Genomic DNA, 12217 nt, shown 5'->3' with positions numbered 1-12217 from the left:
CCACGGAGATTTTCCAATGCGTGTTCTCTCGATGATTGCCGTTGCCGGCGCCATGATTGCGAGCTCGGCCACCGCGCTCGCCGCTGAGCTCCCCTCTTACGAAGTGACGTCGTTTCCGATCACGGCGACGCAGGTGCAGGTGCTCGGCGGCGCCGGCGTCGAGGAGCAGTCGGCAAGCCCTGCGATGACCGTCGCCGGCATGCCCGCCTCGCCCGCGCAGGTGTCGGTGCTGTCGCCGCGGATCAAGCAGCTCGCGAGCGCGGGTTCGGAAAGCCAGGCACACTAAGCTTCGCTTTGTCATTCCGGGCTCGGCGCTCCGCGCCGACCGGAATGGCACGCACGCCTACGTCATGCTGCCCGGCATGAAGCAGCGCACGCGGGGATGGCCGTCGACATAGTGCTTCCACACCATGGTGCGGCCGATCTTGTTCGGCACGGTGATCACCGCACCGTCGGGCACCACGACCCATTCGTCGTCGATGCGCACGCGGTAGTGACCGCGATCGGACTCCCAATCGACGTCGGCAATGACGTAGCCGTCGGCATCGGAGCAGCATTGCCCGAATTCGCTATGCAGGCTCTCGAACCAGGGTTTTAATGGCGAGTTGGCGTAGCGGCCGTCGTCGCGCGCCAACGCCGCTGTAGCCAATAGCGCCATCGATCCCAGCAGCGTGGCGGCACACGATATTGCTCTCATGTTGTCTCCGCGGTCGAAGTGATCGCCGCGGGGCAAACGCTGCCGTCCGCCCTCCGCATGGTGCGCGGCAGGCGTGGAGACGGCGACTCGCTCCCCCAGCAGCTTTGCCGACAGCTATGCAAATCCAGCGCCAGCGCGCATTCCGGGGAACTACTGGAGCGGGTCTGGCACGTGTTCGCCTCTCGGCGAAGATGGCCGCACAGGCTGGAGACCCGGTGGCGGGGAAGGACCCTGCGCCAAAGCTAGAGCTATTGAGGCCGCGCAGTGCGCGACGTACGCCCTTACTGCTTCGCCGGCGCCATCGCGCCGCCCTTCTTCGCCGCGGGCGCCGGCGGCTTCGCGGCGGCAGCCTGCGCGGGCAGGTATTTTGCCACGATGGCAGGATCCACCTGGGCCATGTAGGCATCCGGCAGGCGCGCCCAGGTCTCATCCTTGCCGAGCAGTGCGAAACCGAGATAGCCGCGCAGCGTCAGGGTCTGGCCGTCGGGGCTGACCCGCATGTTGGCCTTCCAGATCTGACCGTCGCGCGGATTAAGCACGTTGCCGCCCTCGTACTTCAATCCTTCGCGCTTCATGTTGCGGACGAACGAAATGCCGAGCACCGGCGCGTTCTTGCGATCGTCGGTGCACTTGGAGCAGACCTCGTTCGGATTGTCGGTTGGCCGCGGGAAGGTCTTGGCGATCACGCCTTCGAAGACGCCGTTGCGATCGACGAAGAGGAACCATCCGACTGTCCTGCCGTCTTCGACCTTCTGCCAGAGGCCCGCCGCCGTGGGCTCGGCGGTCTGCGCCACACACGGCGTCACCGTCGCGAGCGACAATGCGAACGCCAGGAAGGAGAGCAGCCGAAAGCTGGAAAAATTCCGCATTAGATCACCTTGCTATTCCACGACCGGAATGGCCGCAGACTACGGCGATTTCGCGAACGGTTCCAGCACCAGAAACATGGGGCATCGCCCCCCGCTGCGTTCCGTCAGTGGACGCCGAGCTTCTTTTGCAGGCTGGAGGACGAGGTCGTGTACTGGAACACGAGCCGCTTCTCCGGATAAACATAACGATGGGCTTTTTGCGACATCAGCGCGCCCTCGTGGAAGCCGCACAGGATCAATTTGATCTTGCCGGGATAGGTGTTGATGTCGCCGATCGCGAAGATGCCTGATACGTTGGTCTCGAACGCGGATGTCTCGACCGGCACCAGATTGTTCTCCAGCGCAATGCCCCAGTTCGCCACCGGGCCGAGCTTCATGGTCAGCCCGAAGAACGGCAGCATGGTGTCGCAGGCAATTTCGCTCACGCTGTTGTCATTGCCCTTGACGGTCGCGCCGGTGAGCTTGCCGTCAGTGCCGGAGAGCGCGGTGACCTGACCGAGCCGCAGATCCATCTTGCCGCCGGCAACCAGCGCGCGCATCTGCTCGACGCTGTGGGGCGCAGCGCGAAACTCGTCGCGCCGGTGCAGAAGCGTGATGCGCTTGGCCAGCGGATGCAGGTTGAGCGTCCAGTCGAGCGCTGAATCGCCGCCGCCGACGATCAGCACGTTCTTGTCGCGGAACGTCTCCATCTTGCGCACGGCGTAATGCACAGACGTGCCTTCATAGGCCTCGATGCCCGGCACCGGCGGCCGCTTCGGCTGGAATGAGCCGCCGCCGGCCGCGATCACCACCACCTTGCATTCGAACACCTTGCCCGTGTCCGTGGTGCAACGGAACGCGGGATCGCCGATCTTCTCCACGGTCTCGATCATCTCGCCGAGATGGAAGGTCGGGTGAAACGGCTTGATCTGCTCCATCAGCGCGTCGGTGAGCCCCTGCCCCGAGACCTGCGGAATGCCGGGAATGTCGTAGATCGGCTTTTCCGGATAGAGCTCGGCGCACTGGCCGCCGACCTTGTCGAGGATGTCGACGAAATGCGCCTTCATGTCGAGAAGGCCGAGCTCGAAGGCGGCGAACAGACCGCAGGGGCCGGCGCCAATAATCAGCACATCGGTTTTGATCACGTCGCTCATGTCGTCTCTTTATCGGTCGTTATCGGTTGGACGGAGCCCTTTGGGCAGAGGTGACCCTGCCTGTCTAGCCAACGGGGATGGAACAGGGAAGGCATAAAAGCGGGATCGCCCCCGCGGCCGCCCCCACTTGCCGGGTCAGAATAACTGGGCTGTAACGGGATGCGACATGACGGAGATCAATCGGTGAACGCACCAAGCCGCCTCGATACGACGCCGCGCCTGGAAGACTATCCCTACCGCCTCAGCGACAATGTCCGCTTCGGCGATCTCGATCCCAACCAGCACGTCAACAATGCTGTCTACGCGACTTATTTCGAGACCGGCCGCGTCACGCTGATGAAGCTTCCGGAATACGGCCTGACGCCGCCGGGACTCGCCTGGATCATGGTGCGGCTCGACATCCATTTCCGCGCCGAGCTGCATTGGCCGAACACGATCGAGCTCGGCCTCGGCGTGGTGAAGCTCGGACGAACGTCGGTGACCTTCGAGCAGGTCGTGTTCTCGCAAGGAAAGTGCGTCGCGTCGGCGACGTCGGTCGGCGTCTTGCTCGATGAGGCGACGCGGCGACCCGCGCCGCTGACCGCAGAGGTGATCGAGAAGCTCAGACGCTGGCACAAGCGCGGCATTGAGGTCGTGCCGCCGGGCATCTAGCGTATCTAGAGACGATCAGGCTTGGCAATCAGGCTTGGCGATCAGGCCTGGCGTTCCGGCGTTGCCACGACGAGACCGTCGAGCTCGTCGGAAACCTTGATCTGGCAAGACAGGCGCGAATTCGGGCGCACGTCGAAGCCGAAGTCGAGCATGTCCTCTTCCATCGGCGTCGGGCTGCCGACCTTCTCGCGCCAGGCTTCGTCGACATAGACATGGCAGGTCGCGCAGGCGCAGGCGCCGCCGCATTCGGCCTCGATGCCGGGAACGCTGTTGCGGATCGCGGCTTCCATCACGGTTGCGCCGTTCTCGATTTCCACCGTGCGGGTTTCGCCCTTGTGGTCGACAAAGTGAATCTTGGCCATATGTGCTCGTGCTGCCGCAGTGCTGGGAATGAAGGAGGGTCCGGGCTGTCCTATAACGGGTCGGTCAGCCCGGCGCCATAGCGTTTTGATGCGAAGTGAATCCCGCTTTGCGGGAAGAAAACGCGTCAAAACAAAAGACTAGAGCCCGGCTCCGACCGTATCGGCTTACGGCTTCAGGATCGCCTCGATGGCGGCGCGGGCCTCGGTCACCGCCTCTTTCAGCGCGGCGAAGGCATGGGGCCGGCCATGGCCGGTCCGGATCGCGGTCTCCAGGCTGGCGGCGGCATCGGCCACCGCAAAGGCGCCGATCCCTCGCGCCGAACCCTTGAGCTTGTGCGCGAGCGCGCCGGTCTCGGCCGGCATCGCAGCCATCGCCGCCAGCAGGCGGACCGCCTGCTCGGCGAACATCGCCAGCACTTGCTGTTCCAGCTCGGTGTCGCCGAGCGTCATCCGGGAGAGGTGATCGAGGTCGAGCGGGCTGTAGGGTGCAAGCGGGGGCGAAGGCATCCAGTCCATCCGTTGCAGTTCAGGCGTCATGGCGCAGGCCCCGGCATCGCACGGCGGCCGCCGGTCCGGCGGTCAGGTTCCCCTTACCCAAGCATGAAAATGGTTAACGAAATGTTTGGGCTGTTTGACGTACATCCGCCCGTTTATTGACGAAAAGTTGCCTTAATCGGCCGGGTTCGGTGGAGAATTGCATTTATTGCTAAGGCGTTACGCCGCGATCCTGTTAACGATGATTAAGATTGTCTTAATCGCGGGCATTTCATTCGCGACGCTCTGCCAATAGGATGTTGCGGAAATTGGCGGACAAGCCGTCCGGGTGGGGACGGCTGGGAGATCCGCGCAAGCGGCATGATCCGGTCTGTGGGCTTGCGCCGCGCGCAGGGCTCGCGGGGGGACGCGTACAAGTAACGAGGGCTCGGACTGAACATGGCGAACACTCCGAAAAAGGTCAAAGACCCCACAGAAGTTGCGCTTTCTGCGATCCAGGAAGCACTGAACATCAGCGACACCGCTGCGGATACCAGCCGCAATGCGGCGATGCGCAACGAAACGGCACCCCCGGTGCCGCCGCCCGCGCCCCCGATCTTCGACGAGCCGAGCTTCGAGCCGCGACCGGCCGCCAATGAGCGGGCGACCGTGTTCGACCCGGTCGAGGAGCCGCGCACCTCGCGCCGCGCCGCCAATGACGACCGCGAGACCATCGGCCAGCTGCTCCAGGCGCTTCAGAAGGGCCGCCCTGCCCGCAGCGTCTACACCTTCGCCACCATCTTCGCCGGCATCTGGCTCGCCGCCTGCGCCGCGCTGACCGTCGGCTTCCTGCCCTCGATCCAGGCCGCCATGGGCCAGAGCGGCGGCGTGCTCGTCATCGCCGGTCTCGTCGCGATGTTCTTCGCACCGATCATGCTGTTCTACTTCCTCGCCAGCCTCGTCTGGCGCGGCCAGGAAATGCGCATGATCGCGCAGGCGATGGCGCAGGTCGCGATCCGCTTCTCCGAGCCGGAAGGCTCGGCCTCCGATTCCATGGTCACCGTCGGCCAGGCCATCCGCCGCGAGGTCGCGGCGATGGGCGACGGCATCGAGCGGGCGATTGCGCGCGCCGGCGAGCTCGAGACGCTGGTCGCCAACGAGGTCGCGGCGCTCGAACGCGCCTATTCCGACAACGAGGTGCGCATCCGCGCCCTGCTCCAGGACATCGCGCATCAGCGCGACAATCTGGTCGGCCAGGCCGAGCAGGTCCGCAGCGCCATCTCCGGCGTGCAGATCGACCTGCGCCACGACATCGCGCTGATCTCGGACGCGATCGCCTCCCGCGTCGACGAGGTTGCCAAGTCCATCACCGGCGCGCTCGAAGAGCGCGGCGCCCACATCACCAGTGCCCTGAGCAATGCCGGCGACAACATGATCCTGGCGCTCGGCGAGCGCGGCGGCGACCTGCTCGACCGCCTCGAGGAAGCCAGCAACGAGACCACGCGCGCCGTGCTCGACGCCAGCGAGCGGCTGACCACCAGCCTCAACTTCAAGACCGGCCACGTCCACGACGAGTTCGTCGATCTCGCCGACCGCGTCCACGAGATGTTGAACGAACGCATCGACCGCATCACCGGCGAGTTCGAGCAGCGTTCCGCCGCGATCGTCGACGGCATCTCCGAGCGCACCGAGCAGGTGCACGATTCCCTGAAGAACTCGTCGGACTCGCTGCTGCTCGAGCTCGAGCTGCGCTCCAACGACATCTCCGCCAAGATCGACGACGCCGGCAACCGCCTCGCCGGCCAGATCATGACGAGCGGCGACAAGGCGAGCGAGGCGCTCGACGCCACCGTCAACACGCTGGTCGCCAAGGTCGTCAGCCAGACCGAGACCGCACACGATTCGCTGTCGCTGCAGATGAGCGCCTTCGACGAGCTGGTGAGGAACCAGGGCACCGAGCTGGTCGAGAAGTTCGCCCGCGACTCCGGTACGCTGGGCGCGCTGATCACGCGCCACATCTCCGAGTTCGACCGCACCGTGAAGACCTTCGGCGGCGAGATCGTCGAGCGCATGGGCCAGCGCACGGAGGACATCGCCGAGACGCTGAAGACCTATGTCGACAATTTCGACACCCGCTTCACGGCGAACGGCGGCAAGATCACGGCGGTGCTCGACCAGCGCCTCGTGCAATTCGAGACCACGATCGGCGAACGCGTCAATCATCTCGATGCCTCGCTGAACGGTAAGATCGCCAGCCTCGACGGCACGATCGACGGCCACATCAGGACCTTCGACGAGCAGCTCGTCGGCCGCGTCGCCGCACTCGAACAGTCGTTCGACACCCGCGCGAAGTCCATGACCGAAACCATCGACGGACGCATCGACACGCTGGCGACCTCGCTGACCGACGGTGCCGCGCAGGCGATCCAGTCGATCGACTCCCGCCTCACCCACCTCACGACCTCGCTGACCGATGGCGCATCGCAGACCATCCAGTCGATCGACACGCGGCTGACGCACCTCACGACGACGCTCACCGGCGGCGCGTCGCAGGCGCTCGAATCCATCGACTCCCGCCTCACCTACCTGACCACCGCCGTGACCAACGGCGCCTCGCAGGCCGTGCAGTCGATCGACACCCGCCTCACGCTGCTGAGCTCGACGCTCACGGACGGCACCGCGCAGGCGATCGAGGCGGTCGATCGCCGCATCACCGGCGTCACCGAGATCATCGACGGCCGCAGCACGCATCTGACCGACACGGTCACGGCGCGCTTCCAGGAGATCCAGCAGGCCATCGAGACCAAGGTCGGCTCGGTCGCCAGCGACATCGACGTGCGCGTGGCGCAGTTCGAGGACCTGCTCGGCTCGCGCGTCGAGGCCGTCGCCGGCCGCATCGAGAGCAGCGGACGCCAGGCCAGCGAGGACATGATGTCCCGCGCCGAGATGATCTCGACCGCGATCCGCTCGCATGTCGAGGACGCCGAGCGCTCGCTCACCAACCTCGTCGTCAACACCAGCGAGACGATCCAGACCGGCGCGCGCACCGCGCAGCAGTCGCTGCTGACGGTCTCCTCCGACGTCAACGCCCAGCTCAAGATGACCTCGGCCGAGGTCGAGCAGGCGCTGACTGCGGTCGGCACCGGTTCGGCGAACTCGATCCTGACCAGCGCCCGCGAAGCGCAGTCGACGCTGGTTGCGGCATCGGGCGAGGCCTCCAACCAGATCAAGGGGCTCGCGGCCGACGTCGAACGCACGCTGTCGGCGGCAGGCTCCGCCACCGCAGCCTCGATCCTGGCCGGCGCCCGCGAGGTGCAGACCACCCTCGTCACCGCGTCCTCGGATGCGGCGAGCCAGGTCAAGGCGCTCACCGCCGACGTGCAGCGGTCGCTGTCGCTGGCCGGCACCACCACGGCGGAATCGATCACCGCCGGCGCCCGCGATGCGCAGAGCGCGCTGATCGCGGCCTCGACCGAGACCGCCAACCAGATCAAGGCGCTGTCCTCGGACGTGCAGCGCTCGCTCACGATGGCGGGCACCTCGACGGCCGAGACCATCATGAGCGGCGCCCGCGAGGCCCAGAGCACGCTGGTCACGGCGTCCTCGGATGCGGCGAGCCAGGTCAAGTCGCTCGCGGCCGAGGTGCATCGTTCGCTCTCGCAGGTCGGCCAGTCGACCGCCGAGACGATCACCACCAGCGCCCGCGACGCCCAGAGCACCCTGCTCGCGGTCTCGGCCGAACAGACCGGCCAGGTCCGTTCGCTCGCGGCCGAAATGCAGCGCGCTCTGGCAACCGCCGGCGGCGCCACCATCGAGGCGCTCACCAGCGGCGTTCGCGAGGCCCAGGGCTCGCTGATCTCCGCCTCGACCGATGCGGCGGGCCAGATCAAGTCGCTGACCACCGACATCGAGCGCACGCTGACCGCGGTCGGCGCCGACACCGCCTCGACCATCCTCAACAGCGCGCGTGAGGCGCAGATCTCGCTGACCTCGACCTCGGCCGACGCCGCGAGCCAGATCCGCACGATCTCGACCGAGATCGAGCGTACGCTGAGCGCGGCCACCGCCAACGCGACCAACGACATCCAGACCAGCGCGCTCAACGCCCAGAACGCGCTGATCTCCGCCTCCAACGAGGCGAGCTCGCGGGTCAAGTCGAGCTCGGCCGACGTCGAGCGCTCGGTGCTCGCCGCCAGCTCCAGCTTCGGCCAGGCCATGACCGGCAAGACCGACGAGATCGTCACCTATGTGCAGCAGCAGGCCGACCGTCTGTCGAACATGATCGACGCCAAGCGCGGCGCGCTGGTCGACGCGATCGGCTCCAAGACCAGCCAGCTCACGCTCGACATCGACCGCGTCACCTCCGACGCGCTGAAGTCGATCGAGACGCGCGGCCAGGCCTTCTCGCAGACCATGATGGGCAACGGCTCGGAAGTCGCCCGCACCATCAACGCGGCGAGCGAGATCGCCACAAGCGCGGTCGGCAAGTCGCTCAAGGACCTCGAGCAGGCCTCGCGTTCCGCGATCGACCAGTCGCGCCAGGTCTCGATCGCGGCCGTCACCGAGATGCAGGAGACCAGCAAGATCCTGCGCACCGACACGGTCGCCCTGTTCGAGCGCCTGCGCGAAGGCAACATCCTGCTCCAGGAGGTGCTGACCGGCGCGCACGACAACCTCAACTCGCTCGAGCGGGCGCTGGTGACCCGCGTCGCCGACTTCGTCTCGGCGATGAACGACGTCACCTCGCGCAACGGCGCTGCGACGCAGAACCTGGAAGAGCAGCTCAACGTCTTCAACAGCAAGACCACGAAGGCGCTCCAGGATCTCGGCGAGCTGTCGACCCAGTTCGACAAGCACGGCAAGGCGCTGGTCGAGGCCGCGCAGGTCGTCGAGCAGAGCAACAAGAACACCACCGCCTCGCTCGCCGAACGCAAGCAGGCGCTGGAATCGCTCGTCACCACGATCGACCTGCGCACGGCCGATCTCGATCAGCGGCTGTCGCGCTTCACTGGCCTGCTCGATGAATCACTGGCGGCCGCCGAAGAGCGCGCCCGCGACATCGCCCGCGTCGTCGCCGAGACCGCCGGCGCAGGCTCGGCCGCGATCACCCGCCAGTTCGAGGTGGTGCGTGCGGCGTCCGAGGAGGAGCACCGCCAGACCATCGAGGCGATGCACGACATCTACCGCCAGACCACGGACGAAGCGGATGCGATGTTCAAGCAGTCGACCGAGAAGTTCACCAACCTCGTCTCCAGCATGAAGCAGATGGCGTTCGAGATGCACAACGAGCTCGAAGCCACCCGCAACGAGCTGCGCCGCGGCGTGCTCGAGATGCCGCAGGAGGCCGCCGAGAGCACGGCGCAGATGCGCAAGGTGATCGTCGACCAGATCGAGGCCCTCGCCGAGCTCAACCGCATCGTGGCCCAGCATGGCCGCGGGCTCGATGTCACCACGGCGGGCCGCGCTTCCGTCGCCGTCCAGCGTCAGGAAGAGCCGATGATGGCGGCTGTCGGCGGCCGGGCGACCGAGACCCGCATGCGCGACACCGGCAGCGCCTCGACGCTGCCGCCGCCGGACCTCGGCATGCCGGCTCCCTCGCGCCGCACCGAGGCGCCGCCGGTTGCGCCTTCCAGCAACGACCAGGGCCGTGACGGCTGGCTGTCGGACCTGCTCAACCGCACCGATGCCAACCAGGGCGCTCCGGCCGGCCGTGAGGCTCCCCGTGGCCGCCCGGCACCCGCGCCGCAGCCGCAGGCCCCGCAGGCGAGCAGCAATCCGCTGGAATCGCTGTCGCTCGACATCGGCCGGCTGATGGACCGCAACCTCGCCGCCGAGATGTGGGACCGCTACCAGCGCGGCGAGAACAAGGCCTTCACCAAGCGCCTCTACACACCCGCCGGCCAGAAGGCCTTTGACGAGGTCGCCCGCAAGTACCGCGCCGACCGCAACTTCAAGAGCACGGTCGACCGCTACGTCGCCGAGTTCGAGCGCCTGCTCGACGAAGTCGCCCGCGACGGCCGCGGCCCGCAGGAGCTGCGCGGCCACCTGACCTCGGAGACGGGGCTGGTCTACACCCTGCTCGCGCATGCGGCGGGCCGGCTGGGGTAAGCGGAAGCTCGCCAATGGCGAATAGCGAATGAAGACGGAGCCCTTGCGGGCTCCGTTTTTGTTTTGCTCGTGCCCCGGACGCAGCGCAGCGCCCCTTCGGCGGTGCGCTGCAGAGCCGGGGCCCATGCATCCACGGAGCACGCGGCCCCTGGGTCCCGGCTCTGCGCAGCAACGCGAAGAGCGTTGCAGCGCGTCCGGGACACGAGACCTGGCGCGACAATGAAGGAAACGTGGTGGCTCCTACCGCCTGCCGCTCGGGGCGGATGCCGGCTTCGGCGGCTCGGGCGGCGGGGCGGGCTGCGATGAGTTGCTGGCGCCGAACAGCACGCGGGTCGGGTTGCGGTCGAAATTGTTCACGGCGCGGCTGATGTCGCCGAGGGTGCGGCGGCCGTCGGCCATCAACGCGCCGGAGCGCTTGTCGAAATCCTCGGCCAGCTCGCGGATCGACTTCACCGCCTGGAACAGCTCGCCGCCGTCCTTGCCGCCGGCCAGCGTGTTGAGGCCGAGCATGAGGCTGTCGGCCTTGAGCATGACGCCGTCGACCTTGGCCATCACGCCGTCGATCTTCTCGGAGTTGCGCGCCAGCGAATTGGTGAAGGCCTCGAGGTTCTTCAGCGAGTTCTTCACCGATTCCTGATTGTCGGCGACGATCTTGTTGACGTTCTGCAGCGTGGCGCGGATCGCCTCGGTGACGTCCTGGAGCTTGTTGGGGTCGGCCGTGAGCGTCGGGATGCCGTCCTGGTCGAGCGGCGGCGCCGGCGCGGCCTCGTCGCCGCCCTTGAGCGAGATGGCGGCGACGCCCGTGAGGCCCTGGAATTCGAGGCCGACCAGGGTGTCCTTGCGGATCGGGGCATTGTTCTCGATCATGGCGAGTGCGACAACCCGCCGCGGGTTGTCCAGCTTCACCGAAACCACCTCGCCCACCCTGATACCGTTGAAATTGACGCTGCCGCCGTTGCGCAGGCCCGCCGCCGGACCCTCGAACACGACGCGCAGGGGGCTGCGCTGCTTGGTGGTGTGCAGCGACTGAAACCACAGCACGAAGCCGATCGCGGCGGCGATCACCGCCAGCGTGAACGAGCCGATCAATACGTAATTCGCCCGCGTTTCCATCAGGTGCTCCGGCTACAACCCAGCTCTCAACCCAGCCACTTAACCCATGACCGCGCGGGCGCGCTTGCCATGGAAATACTGCCTCAGCCAGGGATGCTGCGAGGCCTGCATGTCGGCGATCGACCCTGCCGCAATGATCTTACCGTTCCCTAAAACGGCGATGCGGTCACACGCGGTGTAAAGGCTGTCGAGATCGTGGGTTACCATGAAAACCGTCAGCCCCAAAGTGCGCTGGAGCGTCCGGACCAGCTCGTCGAAGTCGCCGGCGCCGATCGGATCGAGGCCCGAGGTCGGCTCGTCCAGGAAGACGAGGTCGGGATCGAGCGACAGCGCGCGCGCCAGCGCCACGCGCTTGATCATGCCGCCGGACAGCTCGGACGGGAAACGCTCGGCGACCTCGGGCTTGAGGCCCACCATGGTGAGCTTGGCCATGGTGATCTCGTCCATCAGCCGCTGCGAGACGCGCAAATATTCGCGCATCGGAAACTGGATGTTCTGCCGCACGGTGAGCGAGGAGAACAGCGCGCCCTGCTGGAACAGCACGCCCCAGCGCCGCTCGACGTTGCGGCGCTGCGACGTGCTGGAGGAATCGAGGTCGACGCCGAACACTTCAATGGAGCCTGCGACCTTCGGCACCAGACCGATGATGGTGCGCGTCAAAACGGACTTGCCTGCGCCCGAGGGGCCGACAAATCCCAAAATCTCACCGCGCTTGACGTCGAGGTTGAGGCCATCGAGCACGCGCGTCGCGCCGAACTGCACGGTGATGTCGCGGACGCGGATGATGGGATTTTGAATCTCGCCAGCCAT

At 66.5% G+C, this 12217-nt stretch carries 10 protein-coding genes; 3 read left to right on the top strand and 7 right to left on the bottom strand.

Annotation, left to right across the window (positions count from 1 at the left end; translation table 11 throughout):
• Positions 1-16 precede the first annotated feature (16 nt).
• Positions 17-286 (top strand): hypothetical protein, encoded by a 270-nt coding sequence (locus JQ566_RS08405; RefSeq protein WP_249139331.1) that lies wholly within the window; start codon positions 17-19, stop codon positions 284-286.
• 57 nt (positions 287-343) lie between these two features.
• Here the strand turns inward: JQ566_RS08405 and JQ566_RS08400 are convergent, their stop codons facing one another.
• The 3 genes from JQ566_RS08400 to JQ566_RS08390 all read right to left on the bottom strand — a co-directional run bounded on the left by JQ566_RS08400 (position 344) and on the right by JQ566_RS08390 (position 2699).
• Positions 344-697 (bottom strand): hypothetical protein, encoded by a 354-nt coding sequence (locus tag JQ566_RS08400; protein WP_212371787.1) that lies wholly within the window; start codon positions 695-697, stop codon positions 344-346.
• 281 nt (positions 698-978) lie between these two features.
• Entirely contained in the window at positions 979-1566 is a 588-nt protein-coding gene (locus JQ566_RS08395) for a DUF2147 domain-containing protein (RefSeq protein WP_212371786.1), read from the bottom strand.
• Positions 1567-1670: 104 nt separating this feature from the next.
• Positions 1671-2699, bottom strand: coding sequence for an NAD(P)/FAD-dependent oxidoreductase (locus tag JQ566_RS08390; protein ID WP_212371785.1), 1029 nt, complete (start codon positions 2697-2699; stop codon positions 1671-1673).
• A 183-nt stretch (positions 2700-2882) separates the two neighbouring features.
• Between JQ566_RS08390 and JQ566_RS08385 the strand changes: the two genes are divergently transcribed.
• Positions 2883-3350 (top strand): acyl-CoA thioesterase, encoded by a 468-nt coding sequence (locus JQ566_RS08385; RefSeq protein ID WP_212371784.1) that lies wholly within the window; start codon positions 2883-2885, stop codon positions 3348-3350.
• Between the two features lie 41 nt (positions 3351-3391).
• Here the strand turns inward: JQ566_RS08385 and JQ566_RS08380 are convergent, their stop codons facing one another.
• A complete protein-coding gene (locus tag JQ566_RS08380; RefSeq protein WP_074121684.1) occupies positions 3392-3712 on the bottom strand; it encodes a 2Fe-2S iron-sulfur cluster-binding protein in 321 nt (106 codons plus the stop codon).
• Positions 3713-3877: 165 nt separating this feature from the next.
• Positions 3878-4249: an Hpt domain-containing protein gene (locus tag JQ566_RS08375; RefSeq protein WP_212371783.1), complete on the bottom strand. Its 372-nt coding sequence runs from the start codon at positions 4247-4249 to the stop codon at positions 3878-3880.
• Positions 4250-4645: 396 nt separating this feature from the next.
• Between JQ566_RS08375 and JQ566_RS08370 the strand changes: the two genes are divergently transcribed.
• Positions 4646-10294, top strand: a complete 5649-nt coding sequence (locus JQ566_RS08370) for an apolipoprotein A-IV repeat region-like domain-containing protein (protein WP_212371782.1) — start codon at positions 4646-4648, stop codon at positions 10292-10294.
• 240 nt (positions 10295-10534) lie between these two features.
• Here JQ566_RS08370 and JQ566_RS08365 read toward each other — a convergent pair whose 3' ends face one another.
• Entirely contained in the window at positions 10535-11407 is an 873-nt protein-coding gene (locus JQ566_RS08365; protein WP_212371781.1) for an MlaD family protein, read from the bottom strand.
• 39 nt (positions 11408-11446) lie between these two features.
• Positions 11447-12217: an ABC transporter ATP-binding protein gene (locus JQ566_RS08360; RefSeq protein WP_162500203.1), complete on the bottom strand. Its 771-nt coding sequence runs from the start codon at positions 12215-12217 to the stop codon at positions 11447-11449.

Origin of the sequence: Bradyrhizobium sp. SZCCT0231 (assembly GCF_018130245.1) — a bacterium.
Lineage (GTDB): Bacteria > Pseudomonadota > Alphaproteobacteria > Rhizobiales > Xanthobacteraceae > Bradyrhizobium > Bradyrhizobium japonicum_F.
Note: the sequence above shows the minus strand (reverse complement) of the source record. Positions and strands in the feature narration are given on the sequence as shown.